General features: G+C 64.3%; 13 protein-coding genes. 3 read left to right on the forward strand and 10 right to left on the reverse strand.

The features are described from left to right. Nucleotides 1-15 precede the first annotated feature (15 nt). From BE0216_RS05710 to BE0216_RS05720, 3 genes are all read right to left on the reverse strand, one after another. Nucleotides 16-897 carry an amidohydrolase family protein gene (locus BE0216_RS05710; RefSeq protein ID WP_094637373.1) on the reverse strand — a complete coding sequence of 294 codons (882 nt, stop codon included), beginning with the start codon at nt 895-897 and terminating at the stop codon, nt 16-18. A gap of 30 nt (nt 898-927) precedes the next feature. Beyond that, entirely contained in the window at nt 928-2025 is a 1098-nt protein-coding gene (locus BE0216_RS05715; protein WP_094637374.1) for a Gfo/Idh/MocA family protein, read from the reverse strand. Between the two features lie 61 nt (nt 2026-2086). Beyond that, complete coding sequence (locus tag BE0216_RS05720) at nt 2087-3109, reverse strand: L-rhamnose/proton symporter RhaT (RefSeq protein ID WP_094637375.1); 1023 nt, start codon at nt 3107-3109, stop codon at nt 2087-2089. Between the two features lie 276 nt (nt 3110-3385). Between BE0216_RS05720 and BE0216_RS05725 the strand changes: the two genes are divergently transcribed. Continuing rightward, nucleotides 3386-4399 (forward strand): LacI family DNA-binding transcriptional regulator, encoded by a 1014-nt coding sequence (locus BE0216_RS05725; RefSeq protein ID WP_094637376.1) that lies wholly within the window; start codon nt 3386-3388, stop codon nt 4397-4399. A 105-nt stretch (nt 4400-4504) separates the two neighbouring features. Further along, nucleotides 4505-5656 carry a lactaldehyde reductase gene (gene fucO / locus BE0216_RS05730; RefSeq protein WP_094637377.1) on the forward strand — a complete coding sequence of 384 codons (1152 nt, stop codon included), beginning with the start codon at nt 4505-4507 and terminating at the stop codon, nt 5654-5656. A gap of 180 nt (nt 5657-5836) precedes the next feature. On the opposite strand, the gene BE0216_RS05735 is transcribed toward fucO, so the two are convergent. The 6 genes from BE0216_RS05735 to BE0216_RS05760 all read right to left on the reverse strand — a co-directional run bounded on the left by BE0216_RS05735 (nt 5837) and on the right by BE0216_RS05760 (nt 13294). Then, complete coding sequence (locus BE0216_RS05735; RefSeq protein ID WP_094637378.1) at nt 5837-7174, reverse strand: C1 family peptidase; 1338 nt, start codon at nt 7172-7174, stop codon at nt 5837-5839. 247 nt (nt 7175-7421) lie between these two features. Continuing rightward, nucleotides 7422-8876: a cell division protein gene (locus BE0216_RS05740; protein ID WP_094637379.1), complete on the reverse strand. Its 1455-nt coding sequence runs from the start codon at nt 8874-8876 to the stop codon at nt 7422-7424. Nucleotides 8877-9028: 152 nt separating this feature from the next. Next, a complete protein-coding gene (locus tag BE0216_RS05745) occupies nt 9029-9703 on the reverse strand; it encodes a pyroglutamyl-peptidase I (protein WP_094637380.1) in 675 nt (224 codons plus the stop codon). Nucleotides 9704-9739: 36 nt separating this feature from the next. Beyond that, complete coding sequence (locus tag BE0216_RS05750; protein WP_094637381.1) at nt 9740-10609, reverse strand: IspD/TarI family cytidylyltransferase; 870 nt, start codon at nt 10607-10609, stop codon at nt 9740-9742. Nucleotides 10610-10678: 69 nt separating this feature from the next. Further along, nucleotides 10679-11662, reverse strand: a complete 984-nt coding sequence (locus BE0216_RS05755) for a polyphenol oxidase family protein (protein ID WP_094637382.1) — start codon at nt 11660-11662, stop codon at nt 10679-10681. Nucleotides 11663-11680: 18 nt separating this feature from the next. Beyond that, on the reverse strand, nt 11681-13294 hold the full coding sequence (locus BE0216_RS05760; RefSeq protein ID WP_169714287.1) for a peptidase U32 family protein: 1614 nt from the start codon (nt 13292-13294) through the stop codon (nt 11681-11683). Nucleotides 13295-13361: 67 nt separating this feature from the next. Between BE0216_RS05760 and trmD the strand changes: the two genes are divergently transcribed. Then, a complete protein-coding gene (gene trmD / locus BE0216_RS05765) occupies nt 13362-14312 on the forward strand; it encodes a tRNA (guanosine(37)-N1)-methyltransferase TrmD (protein ID WP_094637383.1) in 951 nt (316 codons plus the stop codon). A gap of 103 nt (nt 14313-14415) precedes the next feature. Here trmD and rsmD read toward each other — a convergent pair whose 3' ends face one another. Next, nucleotides 14416-14991, reverse strand: a complete 576-nt coding sequence (gene rsmD, locus BE0216_RS05770) for a 16S rRNA (guanine(966)-N(2))-methyltransferase RsmD (protein ID WP_094637384.1) — start codon at nt 14989-14991, stop codon at nt 14416-14418. Nucleotide 14992 lies beyond the last annotated feature (1 nt).

A 14992-nucleotide genomic window follows, 5' to 3' on the forward strand; every position in this document is an offset into this window, starting at 1 on the left:
AAGGGATGGCGGTGCCTACAGGCGGTAGACGCGCTCGGCGTTGGACGCGAAGAACGCCTCGCGCGCGCCCGGTTCCAGATCGGCGGTGATGTCCAGCATGGCGCGGATCCACTCATCGAGTGTGAGCGCCACGTTCAGCACGGGGAAGTTGGAGGCGAATATGAGACGGTCCGATGGGAAGGACGCGAACGCCACGTTCACGGCCCGGCCGAGCGTTTCGACGTTCCACGGCCGCGCCGGGTTCAATCCCGACACCTTGCACACCGTGTTGTCCAGTCCGCCCAGATCGTCCATATTGCGCTTCCAGGCGTCCATATACGCCGCGTCGCCGCCTTGGGGATGTTCGAGTCCGGCGATGTCGGCATCGACGATGCCCATATGGTCCACGATCACCGTGGTCTGCGGGCAGCGACGGGCCAGCGTGGCCAGATCGGCGAGTTCGGGATTGCGCACACATCCTTCGAACACCAATCCCAGCTCGCCGAGCAGACGCACGTTGTCGGCGAACGTCTCCCCCAGACAGGTGCCCGGCGCCGCGGAGGGCACATGCAGCACCTGTCGCACGCCTTTGATCTGCGGATGTTCGGCCCACGGACGGATATAGTCCGCGAATCCAGGATCGCTCAGATCCCCGCTGATGCAGGCACCCGCGAAAGGTGTGACGGGATCGTCGACGAGCTCCACGGCGAGGGCGTTCTCGCGCGGCCTCTCGTCGGCGGCCATATCGACCTCGATGTAGACGGCCTTGTCGATGGAATAGTCGCCTTGGCCCCGCTGCTCGGCCTGGTAGTCGGCGGCCGACCAGACGCGGTTCAGCGTCGGTCCTTCGCCGTCGAGCCAGGGCAGCCGGTACTCCTCGGTGTTCCAGATGTGGACGTGGGTGTCGACGATACGCATGTCATGTGCCTTTCGCGGGTGTGGAGGGGTTCAGATTTCGTAGTCGGCCACGGCCACTCCGCCGTCGGCGCTGGACCGGTAGGCCGCCTCGACCACGCACATGGTGTGGTAGGCGTCCTCGACGGAGTTCATGTACTCGTACGACGGATCGTCGAGCTTCTTCATCAGGCCGCCCATCGTGCCGATGAAGGCCTCGTTGAACCAGCTGCCGCGCACCGGAACGTCCTGCCACTCGCCCGTCTCGTAGGTGTACAGCTCCACCTTGTCGGGCTCGCCGTCCGGATAGTCGTACATCAGGCCGAGCTTGATGCGGATCGCGCCCTTGGTGCCTTCAAGTTTGAGAATCGACTCCTGGTACTTCTTGCCGTAGTCGTGGTTGAAGTTGATATGCAGGTTGACGCGCAGATCCGGGCCGTAGTCCATGATGATCGACGTGCGGGTCTGCGCGAGGTCGCGCATCTTGGGGTGCTGCATGGTTTTGCAGTACACGGTGGTCGGATCGCCCACGAAGCTGCGGATGTTGTCGATGTAGTGGATCGAATGGTAGTTGATTTCGACGCGGTCCTTCGGGAAGAGGAAGGGCCACAGGTTCCACGGCTGCGTGCCGACCAGACGGTGGTCGACGTCGACGATTTCGCCGATCACGCCGTCGTTGACCAGCTTGCGCGCCGCCAGCATGTAGGGGGCCTGCCGCAGCTGGAAGTTGACGCCGGCGGTGAGGTTCTTGCGACGGCAGATCTCGAGGATGCGCCGGGCCTCCTCGATGCTTTCGCCCATCGGTTTCTGCATGAGCACGCCCGCGCCGTCGGGCAGCTTCTCGAGGATGTCGGCGGTGGCGTTGGCGGGAACGGCGATGTCGTAAACCGCGTCGTGCTTCTCACCGTATTCGATGATCTCCTCCAGCGTGTCGGCCACGAAGTCGGCGCCCGCGATCTCGGCGGCCTTGACGGCGGCCTCCTTGTTGACGTCGTAGGTGCCGATCACCGGATATCCCGCGAGCTTGTAGGCCGGGTAATGCGAGCCGGTGACGATGCCGCCGGTGGCGATGGATACGATCGGGCGCGGGTGGGCGGGCATTTCGGGAACGTAGTTGAGTTCTTCGAGGGTGGAGACGTTATCGACTGCCATGTGGATGGTCCTTTCTTGGATACTGCGTTGTATGCGTTTGGATGGTGCGTCGCCGCGGCGCTTAGGCCATGCCGTTGGCGATGCCCACGACGAACAGGGAGACGATGATGATCGCGTTGCCGATCAGCGCCACGTTGCGCGCCTTCGGATGGCCCTTCCATTCGCCGTCCTTGAAGCCCCAGAGGTTGGCGATGATCAGGGCGAGGCCGTTGAACGCGACCCAGCCGACCACAGGTCCGAAGTCGCCGAGCAGGGCGGTGGCCATCGCGTAGACGCCGAGGGCGGCGAACCAGACGAAGGAGGTAAGCAGCACCTTGCCGTATGCCTTGAGGCAGCCGGGCTTGGTGTAGTCGGTGTAGGTCTTGTTCTTGATGAGCTTGTAGACGGCGTAGCCGAAGTTGGCGAGGAATCCGCCGAAGAACACGACGGGCCACTGCAGCAGGTTGGCGTACATCGGGGTCACGCCCGCCTCGGTGGCGAGGTTGACCGGATAATTCGAGAAGGAGCCGCCGATGTTGATGGCCGCGGAGCCGGCGCCTGAGGCGAGCGCCATGATGAAGCCGACCATGAACAGCGACTTCGTCTTTGCATTCGAGTCCTGCTTGTCTTCGACCTTGACGGTGTCGTTCTTCATGAAGCCGGCCTTGGACAGCACGGCGACGCCGCCCAGCAGGATGGCCTGGCCGACCAGCAGCAGGATCAGCGAGGAAGTGGAGGGGAACGTGCCCAGCACGAACATCGGAATCAGCGATCCCAGCAGGTTGGACAGGCCCAGGTTGATGCCGGTGACCAGCGAGACGCCGATATAGTTGATGGCCAGGCTGTACCAGATGGAGCTGATGCCCCAGAAGAAGCCGCAGGCCGCTCCGGTGACCAGAGTGGACATCGGGGTCGAGGCCAGGTACGAGAAGTAGTCGGGCACGAGAATGGCGCACCAGATATGCGGCATCAGCAGCACGCCGATAATCGAGAACAGCGCCCAGAAGGCTTCCCATGAGAACGGCTGGTACTTCTTGAAACAGATTCCGAAGCTTCCTTGGAACACCGTTGCAATCAGAAGCACAAGAAAACCGACAGCTACCATTGCTTTCTCCTTGTGTAAGTGTGATACTCAGTTATCGCTTGGCCCTGGCTCCTCTTTTCTTGCTTTAGAGGCGTAGCTTCCTTGCCGCCCAAGTGTGAGCCAGGTCACAGCTAAACTTTATACATGATTTTAGAAACTTTCAAGCGCGTGTCGCAAATCTCAGGTATGCTGTGAGCATCACCTAGACTCACAGGGAACCACACGGCACCGCATCCGCCCCATCATGACCCGCAAGTCTCCGAGTGCGGCACCGGCAGACGAGAAGAGGACGAGGACATGAGCACCGATACCAGCACGCGCAAAGCCAAACTGGCGCAGATCGCCGAAGAGGCCGATGTCTCGCTCTCCACCGTCTCCAAGGTGGTCAACGGCAGAAGCGGCGTCGCCGAGCAAACGCGGAAAACCATCGAGAAGCTGCTGGACAAATACGGCTATTCCAAATCCCTCGCCAGCACCAAAACCTCACGTTCCATCGAATTCGTCATCGCCTCGCTGGAAAACAACGGATCCTTCGAATTGGCCAAAGAACTGGTCTATCAGGCGCGCGAGTTCCATGTGGGCATCACCGTCACCCGCCTCGAGGGAAGCTTCGACGTGGACGAGTGCTTCCGCGACATCATCGACCGCAACCCCATGGGCGTGGTCACACTGCTGTCCACCATGCCGCAGGAGGGAGCGAAACTGCTGGAATCACGCAACATCCCTTATGTGACCATCAACTCCTACGGGCAAATCAACGACGAACTGCTGGGCATCGACATCGACAACTGGCGAGGAGGGTTCGACGCCACGCAGCACCTCATCGACCTGGGACACACCCGCATCGCGGCCATCACCGGACCGGCCGACCGACAGTCCTCCACCGCGCGACTGTCGGGCTACGAGGCCGCGCTGGGCAAGGCCGGACTGCCGGTGGACCGACGGCTGGTGGTGGAGGGCGACTACACCTCGCAGACCAGCTATCACGCGGCCATTCAGTTGCTCGAACTCGACGAGCCGCCCACGGCCGTGTTCTGTTTCGACGACCTGATGGCGGTGAGTCTGTATAAGGCCGCGCAGGAGCGCGGCTTCTCGATTCCCAACGACCTCTCCGTCATCGGCTTCGACGACACCTACCCCTCCCCATACCTCTCCCCGGCATTGACCACCGTGCGACAGCCTTTCGACCTGATCGCCCGCAAGGCGCTGAAGATGGTCTGCGAAGCCCGCGACAACGCGCTCGAGGACCGCTACATCATCCTTCCCACGCAGATCGTTCACCGCGAAAGCACTATGGCTCCTTTACAGTGAAGAAGATATTTTCTATATTTTTTCTTCAATTTTCCATACATGCGCTATGCTTGAAGCTAGCGGCATAAGCCGTAGTCACAACATCAGCTTCGAAGGAGAGCAAGTATGGTCTACCGTATGATTTTCAACCAGTCGGCGTATTTCGGTCGCGGCGCGATCCGGGAGATCCCGGGCGTGGCCAGGTCGCACGGCTTCACGAAGGCTTTCATCGTGACCGATCCGGTGCTGGTCGAGACCGGCACCGTGGGGAAGGTCACGGACGTGCTCGACGGGGCGGGCGTGCCGTACGAGGTGTTCGACAACGTGAAGCCGAATCCGCCGGTCGAGTGCATCAAGGACGGCGTGGAGAAGTTCACGGCCTCGGGCGCGGATTTCCTGATCGGTCTGGGCGGCGGCAGTCCGCAGGACACGTGCAAGGGCATCGGGATCGTGGCCGCGAACCCCGAGTTCTCCGACGTGCTCTCCCTGGAGGGCGTGGCCGACACCAAGCATCCTTCCGTGCCGATCTTCGGCGTGCCCACCACCGCCGGCACCGCCTCCGAGACCACGATCAACTACGTGGTCACCGACACCGCCAACAGGCGCAAGTTCGTGGCGGTCGACCCGCACGACATCCCCCTGGTCGCGTTCGTGGACCCCGACCTGACCGACTCGATGCCGCGCGGCCTGAAGGTCGCCACCGGCCTGGACGCCCTCACCCACGCGATCGAGGGGTATATCACGCCGGGCGCGTGGAGCCTGTCCGACTGCCTGAGCATGCAGACCATCCGCATGATCGCCCAGAACCTCGCCAAGAGCGCGGACGGCGACGTGCCCGCCGGCGAGCAGATGGCCTACGCCAGCTACATCACCGGCATGGCGTACTCCAACGTCGGGCTCGGGCTCGTGCACGGCATGGCCCACCCGCTCGGCGGACGATTGAACGTGGCCCACGGCGTGGCCAACGGGATCCTGCTCGCCCCGGTCATGGACTACAACAAGGCCTATACCGGCGAGAAGTACCGCGACATCGCCGACGCGTTCGGCGTCGCCGGCGCGTACGACATGCCGCTCGACCAGGCCCGCAAGGCCGCGGTCGACGCGGTGCGCGACCTGACCGTCAAGCTCGGCAACCCGACCACCATCAGCGAGGTCGGCGCCACCCAGGCCGACCTCGCCGGCCTCGCCCACGACGCGTTCAACGACGTGTGCACCCCCGGCAACCCCCGCCCCGCCACCGAAGCGGACATCCTCGCCATCTACACCAGCCTCATGTAACCGAAGAGATCCCTCGACTACGGCCTGACGGCCTCCGCTCGGGATGACGGGAAAAGAAAAACCGAGCCTCCGATTGGGGACTCGGTTGGGCTATATGGAGCTGCATGGAATCGGCCCACAGGGCCGATTCCATGCAGCCGCCTCCGCGCTGGTTTTGTGATTTTGCGCGAAAGCGCAAAATCACGCCAGCGCGCCCATTGGATCCCAAGCCGGGAGCATGGTCGCGGGCTCGTCGAGGGCGGCCTGATATTCGGCGGGGAGCATGGACTTGGGGACGGCCACCTCGTAGACGTATTCGGTGAACCAGTCGTCGCCCATGGTGAAGTAGCCTTTGTCGGCGATCTTCGCACCCCAGGAGTTCTCCACGCGCCAACGGCGGGTGGTGGTGCCGTCCTCGGCCACATCCACGCCGGCGAAGGCCATCGCGTGGTTCATGGCGGAGTCGGCGAAGCGCACGCGCTGCTCCTTGTCCAGATCGAAGTCCACATCGTAGACCTTGCCGTATTCGAACAGGTCGGTGGCCCACGCGCCGTTCTCGCGATCCATGAACGGGTGGCAGTCGGCGCCGAACCACACCGGAATGCCCTGCTCCACAAGGATCCTGCGCACGCAGTCCTTCATGAACTGGTTGGGCACGTTGAGGTATTCGGTCGCATCGCCGCCGGCCACATTGCCCAGATGCTCAATGCCGATCTTCTTGCCCTTGGCGTGCTCGGCACGCGGATCGTCCACCAGGCACACATAATCCTCAAGGCCGGCGGAACCCACATACTTGTTCCAGAACTCGACCGGCGCGATCTCGCCGTCACGGTGGAATTCGCCGTCCTTGTCGGTCCACTCCCAGTCGAAGGAGACGGGCGGCTCACCCAGGTGGATGGTGAGGATGCGGTGGCCGGCGGCGCGGGCGTCGGCGATCGTCTCGTCGATCGCATCCTGATCCGCGTACATATGGGCCACGGCGGTGTGCAGCAGACGACGCAACTGCGTGTTCATCTCACCGGTATTGATCGACGAAGCGGTCTCCGGGTAGAGATCCTTCGGCACGGCACCGTACTTCTTGTAGATGTTCATGGCCATGGTCCACTGGCCGCCGTCGCCCATCACGTCGGCGAGCAGATGCTGGATCAGGCGGGAGTCGGCGGGCTCGCCGGCGCGCACGAGGGCGGCCACATCCTGCAGGAAGTAGTTGACGCGCTCGAGCTTGTCGTAGTACATCGCGTAATTCTGCGAGAACTCGAACTCCTTGAGCCCCATGTTCTTCTTGGCCACAAAGCGGGCCACATTCAGCGAGCTGAACAGCCAGCAGCGGCCGGAACGGTCCTGATGGGTGGCCTCGCCGTTGTCCACCGTGGTCGAGAAGCGACGCTGCAGCAGGCGGGCGCGGTCATAGTTGCGGGCCACCTTGTCGATGCCGGCGGCGGTGACGGCGTTCATCGCCAGACGGTTCGTGCCGTCAGCCTTGAACTCGTCGCGCAGCGCGTCCAACGCCTCACCGGTCAATGGCGTCAATTCGCTCATATCTACTCCTTTGTTGTTTTCGTGCGCTTGTGGCGCAAACATACGGACGGCATCTGGATGGCTTCATCCAGATGCCGCGCGTTCACCGTTGAGCAAGTCTAGTACACTTCCGCCCGCCGGTCGACCGCCTCACAGCCCTAGTAATACCGAAATGGTCTGATTCGTTCCGCCTCGCCATGCAAGCAGAACAAATCAGACCACTTCAACCAGACGATCAGCGTGGGCGGACTGTTTCCCGCAGTGAATATTATTCTTCGGATTCGTTCGAATACTCGTTCGATCCGCCATCCGACTGTTCGGGTGACACTTCGCTCAACTCACCCGCTTCGCCCGACTCGCCATCCGACTGCTCGGACGGCCCGTCTTCGGCGGAATCGGACGTCTCGTCCACCACATTCATCACCGGCAGATCGGCGGCGGGCGACTCCCCGCCCTCACCACCGAACGCGAAACCGCTGAACGCGTTGGCGAACATGGCGCGCAGTTCGGACACGCGCTGGGTGATGGCGGCCTCACGCTGCTGCAGGTCGGCGATATGGCTGCTCAGGCCATCCAACTCGCTCTGCGCGGCCTGACGGCGCTCTTCGATCTGCTGGTCGGCGTCCTCACCGGCCTTCTTGACGATGCTCGCGGCCTGCTCGTCCGCGGTCTGACGCCTCTCGGCCGCATAGGAGTCGGCCTCCTCACGCACGGTTTTGGCCTGCGAGATCAGCTCGTCGGCCTCACGCTTGGCGGCCTCGCGGCGCTCCTCAAGACTCGTCAGCAGCTCGTTGACCTTCCGCGTGGCCTCATCCTGCTGGGAGGCGATGTCGCTGCGGATCTGCTCGACCTCGGCGCTCACCTGGCTCATCGTGGACGTGCGGCTCACCTCGGCCTCGTCGAGGATCTCCTGGGCCTTGGCGCTGGCGGCGTCCACGATCTCGGCGGCCTTGCGCTGGGCGTCGGTGGTCATCTTCGCGACCTGCTCACGCACGTCGGCGAGACGCTTGTTCGCCTCCGCGAGCGCGGCCTCGATCTGATCGTTCGCCTCGCTTTTCAAATCGGCGATCTCCTGGTTCGCGGTTTTGCGCTGATCCGCCACCTGCTGTGTGGCCTCGGCGCGCATATCCGAAAGTTCACGCTCCTGCGCGGCGCGTTCGGAGGCCAGACGCTTGTCGTGCTCCTCGCGCAGATTGCTCAGCTCCAGTTCGATGGTCTGACGCTGTTCGGTGACGTTCTTGTTGGTTTCCGAACGCAGCTGCTCCATCTCCTCACGCACATTGGAGGTGACCGTCTCCGCCTCGCTTTGCGCGGAATCGAGCACGGTCGCGGCCTTGGCGTTCGCGTCTTCGAGGATGTGCTGGGCGTCGAGGCGGGCGTTGTTGATCAGCGTCTCGGCCTGGGCCTGGGCTGCGGTGCGTGTGGCGGAGGCGTCCTGTTTGGCGCGTTCGAGCAGTTCAGCGCTGGTCTGTTCCGCGGAGGCGAGCATCTTCTGGGCGTTGGCGCCCAGGGAGGTGAAGGAGCCGCCCTGCGGTTTGCGGTTCTTCTCCTCCTGCAGTTGCGCCTGCAACTGCAGAATGCGGTCGTCCCCGGCCTTGATCTGCTCGCGCATGCGGGCCAGCGTCTGCTGGGCCTGCTTGATGGATCCCTGCATCACATCAAAAGCGTCGTCGACCTTGTCCTTGTCGTATCCCCTCAACACAACCGGAAAGCGATCCACCATTATTCGTCCTTTCGCACACGCACCACGTCTACCGGTGCCACCGCAATGCACTGTAGCGCATGGAAATCGGCACACGCCCAACGAGCCGCGAATCCTCACCATGCATGCAAAAGGCGCTGCCCCAAAGAGGACACGCGGGTGCGGACGCGCGGCTAGTCGATGAGAATATCCGACGAGGACGGCTTGAGATAGTAGCCGATCGTCTCGCGCACCACGTCGCGGCAGGCGTCGATCTGGCGCTCCAACGGCAGTCCGTGCCGACCCACGCCGGCGACGCTGGTCGCGCTCACCTGCGGGAAGCTGACGAAGCCGCTGAGCACACGTTCCTGCCTGCTGGTCCAGTTGAGCAGGTTGTAGAACAGCGAATTGCATACGAAAGTGCCCGCGTCCGAACTCAAGGTGGAGGGGATGCCGTCGCGGGTGAAGTCGCGCATAATCGAACGCAGCGGCAGACGCGTCCAGTACGCGGCCGGACCTTCCGGGTCGATGGGTTCGCGGCTGGGCGTCATATTGTCGATGTCGGGCCGGGCGGCATCCATCAGATTGGTGGCGCAGCGTTCGAGCATCACCCCGCGGGCGGCGTGCTTCAAGCCGGTGGCGATGATGATGTCCGCATGCACGGCCTCGATGGATTCCAGCAGCAGCGGCCAGGCGTTGGCGAAACTCACCGGCAGACTCACCGTGTGGATCGCCACATTGACGTCACCCAATGCGCCGATGTCACCCAGGCCTTGGTCGGCCAACGCCTTGGGCACCTCATAGGAGGGGTTGACGCTCACGTCGTCGTAGTGGTCGAATCCGGAAATCACGACATTCAGCTGCTTCATAATCCTCCAGTCTAACCGTCGCGCCGGCGGTGCCGCTCATCGCTGGTCGGGCAGCAGCGCGTCGGCGAGCATCCGACGCATACGGGCGTGCGCCTGCTCCTTGGGGTCGGCGGCCGCCTGTTCGGCGATCCGCTCCGCCGTGGGCATATCGGCCAACGTGGTGATTTTGAGATTGGTTTCGGCACCCGCAACGATGGCCACCGGCTCGTCGGGCAGATAGTCGACCACCACGCGCGTGTCGTCGGTGGGGTGGAAATCCGGGTCTGCGGCCGCCAGTTCGTAGGCGCGGCGGATGGTCGCGTAGCGGAAGGATTGCGGGGTCTGCGCGCGGAACGTGTCGGGACGGTCGGGCACGTTGCGCACCACCTTGCGCCCGTCGCGGTCGACGGTGAGCAGCACGGTGTCCGTGGAGGGGATGGCCACGGTGGCGGCCGAGAAGCGGTCGAGCGCGTCGATCGAACCGTCGATGGCGGACTGCTCCACGAACGGACGCACCGCGTCATGGATGAGGATCTTCGCCTCACCGGGGATGCCGGCCCGCGCCAACGTGTCCAGGGCGGCGGCGGTGCTGTCCGCGCGTTCGGCGCCGCCGTCGATCACCATACGCACCTTGCCGTAGCCGGACCGCCCGATCAGCTGCTCCACGGTGGAACGCACCTGCGGATTGACCACCACGATGATGTCGCTGACCCTGCGGTTGCGGTCGAAGGCCTCGATGCTCCAGCAGATGATCGGCTTGCCGCCGACCGACACCAGTTGTTTGGGATTGGCCGGGTCGAAACGGGTGCCGAAGCCCGCCGCCAGCACCACCGCCACCACCGGCGGCTGCGGCTCATGCGCCGGCTCCTGCACGGATGACTGCGCCGGCGTCACCGGCGCGTTATGGTTCTCATCGTTCTCGCTCATAGCTCCCCACCGTAGGTCGTGGCGCGCGCCGCACGGCCGCGAACGCGCGCATTTGCACGGAATCGCCGCTCACTCCTGCACGATCAGCGCGAGCATGCGCCCCTCGTGGCGTTTGTTCGCCAACGTGGCGCGGCGGTGCGAATACCACAGCGGATTCTCCAACGTGCACATGCTGTGGCGGATGCTCTGCACTCGGGCGGGCAGATCGTCGCCCTCGCCGTCGCCCGCGCACAACGCGGCCAGTTCCGCATCCTCGGACAGGTATTGGGTCGCGGCGGCCACGCGTGGACGGGAGGCGATCACGCCGTCGCGCGGCACACCGGCCTTCTCCAGTTCGGCCAACGCGGCGGCGTTGATGTCGATGCCGGGCTTGCCGAAGCGGCTGAGCGTGAAGGTGCCGGGGAATTGCGCGTCGAATTCGTCGGCCGCCTCATCGCCCACCTCATAGCAATCGCCGCAGATGGCGGGGCCGAGTGTGGCGACGATACGGCCGGGGTCGGCGCCTTTGGCCCGCATCAGGTCGACGGTCGCGCCGATCACGCCCTGCTGCAATCCGCGGCGGCCGCAATGGGCGGCGCCGATCAGGCCGGCCACCGGGTCCGCGAGCAGCACCGGCAGACAGTCGGCGGCGAACACACCCAGGGCGATGCCGGTGCGGCTGGTCACCTGCGCGTCGGCTTCGATCACCGTGGGATGCAGGTCGGCGCCGCGCGTGCCCGAAGCGTCGAAACCGAACGGCGCGTTGTCGGCGAATATCTCGTCAAGATCGACCGCGCGACCGGAATGCACCTGGTTGACCAAGGAAAGGCGTGCGCCGAGCGATTCGGCGAGCGCCACGCGGTTGGCGAGCACATGGGCCGGGGAGTCCTCGGATTTGCCGCCGAGATTGCAGTTGCCGAACCCGTCCGTGCTGACGCCGCCGAGACGGGTGGTGTACACGGCCGTGACGCCGGGGGCGAGGGCCACCGGAATGGTCACGGGGATGGGTTGGCCCTGCTTGTCCACGGGACTGAGGGCAGTGCTGTCGAGAATCGCGTCGTCGTATTTCACCATGGCACCCAGTGTAGTGGGTCAGGCGGCTTTGAGCGTGGGCTTTTTGGTGCGCGAACGGATGGCGGCGTTCACCGGCACCTCGTGCGGGCAGGGCAGCGAGAACACGTGGGCCGGATTGTTGATGGCCGGCACGGGATCGCCGTTCTCGTCGCGCAGGCCGCTTTCGGGCACGGTGTAGGCCAGCGGCGGAGCGCCGGGCAGCACGAATTCCACCAGCTGGCCGGGTTCGATTTTGTTGCGGCTCATAATGGTCACGCGCCCGCCTTCGCTCGCGCTCCACGACAGCACTTCGCCGACGACCAGCCATGCGCGGAAGTATGCGGAACGGTCGGTGTTCTGGGTGACCTTCTGGTCGGGGTAATAGAAGCCGGTCGAATAGTCGCGATGGGCCACCTTGTCCGGCTCGTCGAGCAGCCAGTCGGGCAGAACCACCGGCGGGGCGGGCGCGGCCAGGGCGTGTCGCCAGCCGTCGGCCGCTTCGGACAGGCCGGCGACCTCACGCGCGTCGGCCGATGCGGCGTTGGCCTTGCGGCGGGTGCTGCGCGCGGCGGAGTCGGCGGAACAGGAGCAGGAGCCGGTGCCATCGCCATCGCAACGGGCGGCGGCGTCGGGCACACCGGCGAACGCGGCGTCCGACTGGGCCATAATCGCGTCCGGCTCGGCGAGCATCGCGGCGAATCCGCGCTCATCCACGCCCTCGTCGGCCAGCCAATCGGGCATCGGCGCGTCGGGGCGGATCACACGGTCGTGGAAAGGCTTGAGCACAGTGCCGCTCGCATCCTCGAAACCCCGCTGGCGCATGTACTCGTTGACGGCGGTTTTGTAGGCGTTGGTCATCGCGGCGATGTAATACGCGCTTTTGGAGCGACCCTCGATTTTCAGGCTGGTCGCGCCCGAATCGATCAGCGCGTCGATATGCGCAAGCATGTTCATATCCTGCGAATTGAACAGGTACGCGCCCTCCTCGGTCTGTTCGATCGGATAATAGCGGCCAGGGCGCTTCTCCTCGACGATCGAATACTTCCAACGGCAAGGCTGCGCGCATTCGCCGTGGTTGCCGTCGCGGCCGGTCAGATAGTTGGAGAACAGGCACCGGCCGGAGAACGCCATGCACATCGCGCCATGCACGAAGCATTCCACATCCATGTCGTCGGGGATGCGCGCGCGGATGTCGCGCACGGCCTGCAGGTCCATCTCGCGGGCGAGCACCACGCGGCGCGCGCCCAGCTCGTACAGGGCGTTGGCGGCCTGGTAATTCGTCACGCCGGCCTGGGTGGAGACGTGAAGCTCCAGATTCGGCGCGATCTGACGGGCCATCATCAGCACGCCGATATCGGAGACGATCAGCGCGTCCACGCCGGTGTCCTTCAACTGGCCGAGATAGGCGCGCAGGGCCTCGACCTCGTCGTTGCGCGGCAGCACATTGCAGGTCACATACACGCGCGAGCCGCGCTCATGGGCGTAACGCGCGCCCTCCTCGAAATCCGCGAGGCTGAGGTTCTTCGGGGCGGACCGCATGCCGAAGGCCTTGCCGCCGCAGTAGACGGCGTCCGCGCCGTAGTCCACCGCGGTTTTCAATCCTCTGAGATTGCCCGCGGGGGCGAGCACTTCGGGCTTGCGTCTCATATGCATGTTGACCGTCGAATTCATCACGCCCAACAGTGTATCGGTGGCAGTGGTCCCGCTACTGTAGTGCCTTATGAAGATCGATATCGTGAGCGTGTTCCCCGAATACTTCGAGGTGCTGAACCTGAGTCTGCTGGGCAAGGCGCAGGCCAAAGGGCTGGTGGAGGTCACGGCGCACAACCTGCGCGACTGGACCCATGACGTGCACCACTCCGTGGACGACACCCCGGTCGGCGGCGGCGCCGGCATGGTGATGAAGCCCGAGGTGTGGGCCGAATGCCTGGACGAACTGTTGGGGTTCGCGCCCCCATCACAGTGCGATCCGGCGGATGCGGCGGACGGGGCCGATTCCGTCGGATGGTCCGAACAAGGCGGACGACTCGCCCCGAACGACCTGCTCGCTCAGAATGGCCCGACCAATCAGGCCAATCAAGATGGTCAGACCGACCGGATCAGCCAAGCCGACGACTGCCGCCCGGTGCTGATCCTACCGAATCCCTCCGCTCCCCTGTTCACCCAACGCGACGCGACCGAGCTGAGCCATGCGGGGCATCTGCTGTTCGGCTGCGGACGATACGAGGGCTATGACGCGCGCATTCCCGCCTATTATCGCGGGCGGGGCGTGGATGTGCGCGAGTATTCGATCGGCGACTATGTGCTCAACGGCGGCGAGGTGGCGGTGTCGGTGATGCTGGAGGCGATCACCCGTCTGCTGCCCGGGTTCATGGGCAATCCGCAATCCATCGTGACGGAGTCGTATACCGGACAGGACGCGTTGTTGGAGCATCGGCAGTACACCAAGCCGGCGGTGTGGCGCGGCATGGCGGTTCCCGACGTGTTGTTGTCGGGAGACCACGCCAAAGTCGACCGGTTCCGCCGCGACGAGGCGCTGGCGCGCACCAGCGAGATCCGACCGGATCTCGTCGAGGCGCTGGATTGCTCGGCGTTGAGCAAGGCCGACCGCAAAACGTTGATGGCGCTCGGCTGGGAGGTTTCCGGCGAGCGTCCGCGTCGCTTGGCATAGGCGTACAACGCTTTAACCACTTGCGGCCATGTTCGGACGACAAACGGCGAAATGACGGTGGCGCGATGCGCTTGGTGGTTAAAGCGTTGCAACTGACGTGTTGTCAGCCAACCCGCTCGATATAAAACACCGCGGTTTCGCCATAATCACGACGTTCGGTGACTTCCCAGCCTTCGGGTGCCGTAGGTTCCTCGGAGCGGGTGGAGCGTTCAAGCATAATCAGCGCGCCGTCGGCGGCGAAGCCGTTCGTCGCCAAATCGGCCAGCAAGCGGTCGCAGTCTTCGGTGGCGAAGGCGTACGGCGGATCGATCATAATCACATCGAACGGCGCGGCGGTTGGGACGGCGGCATATCGCTCCGCTTTGGCCTTGACCACTTTGGCGGCCATGCCGGCGTCCCATGAACGGTTGCGTTTCAATTCGCCCAAGGTTTTGGCGATCAGCGCGGCCGCGGGCGCGGCGGCTTCGACCGCCACCAATTCCCGCGCGCCACGGCTGAGCGCTTCAATGCCCAGCGCGCCGGTTCCGGCGAACAGGTCGAGTACGCGGGCGTCGTCGAGCACACCCCACGCGTCAAGGCGGGAGAATATCGCCTCTTTGGTGCGGTCGGTGGTCGGTCTGGTGCCCGGCTTCGGCGTGGCCAGCGCCGCGCCTTTGAATCGTCCTGAAATCACGCGCATA

Source organism: Bifidobacterium eulemuris, from assembly GCF_014898155.1.
Lineage (GTDB): Bacteria > Actinomycetota > Actinomycetes > Actinomycetales > Bifidobacteriaceae > Bifidobacterium > Bifidobacterium eulemuris.

Bases quoted from the DNA above. Each gene is read 5' to 3' on its own strand.
- BE0216_RS05715 (WP_094637374.1), bottom strand. From the start codon at position 2,025: ATGGCAGTCGATAACGTCTCCACCCTCGAAGAACTCAACTACGTTCCC.
- BE0216_RS05750 (WP_094637381.1), bottom strand. From the start codon at position 10,609: ATGAGCGAGAACGATGAGAACCATAACGCGCCGGTGACGCCGGCGCAG.
- BE0216_RS05740 (WP_094637379.1), bottom strand. From the start codon at position 8,876: ATGGTGGATCGCTTTCCGGTTGTGTTGAGGGGATACGACAAGGACAAG.
- BE0216_RS05735 (WP_094637378.1), bottom strand. From the start codon at position 7,174: ATGAGCGAATTGACGCCATTGACCGGTGAGGCGTTGGACGCGCTGCGC.
- trmD (WP_094637383.1), top strand. From the start codon at position 13,362: ATGAAGATCGATATCGTGAGCGTGTTCCCCGAATACTTCGAGGTGCTG.
- BE0216_RS05710 (WP_094637373.1), bottom strand. From the start codon at position 897: ATGCGTATCGTCGACACCCACGTCCACATCTGGAACACCGAGGAGTAC.
- BE0216_RS05760 (WP_169714287.1), bottom strand. From the start codon at position 13,294: ATGCATATGAGACGCAAGCCCGAAGTGCTCGCCCCCGCGGGCAATCTC.
- fucO (WP_094637377.1), top strand. From the start codon at position 4,505: ATGGTCTACCGTATGATTTTCAACCAGTCGGCGTATTTCGGTCGCGGC.
- rsmD (WP_094637384.1), bottom strand. From the start codon at position 14,991: ATGCGCGTGATTTCAGGACGATTCAAAGGCGCGGCGCTGGCCACGCCG.
- BE0216_RS05720 (WP_094637375.1), bottom strand. From the start codon at position 3,109: ATGGTAGCTGTCGGTTTTCTTGTGCTTCTGATTGCAACGGTGTTCCAA.
- BE0216_RS05755 (WP_094637382.1), bottom strand. From the start codon at position 11,662: ATGGTGAAATACGACGACGCGATTCTCGACAGCACTGCCCTCAGTCCC.
- BE0216_RS05725 (WP_094637376.1), top strand. From the start codon at position 3,386: ATGAGCACCGATACCAGCACGCGCAAAGCCAAACTGGCGCAGATCGCC.
- BE0216_RS05745 (WP_094637380.1), bottom strand. From the start codon at position 9,703: ATGAAGCAGCTGAATGTCGTGATTTCCGGATTCGACCACTACGACGAC.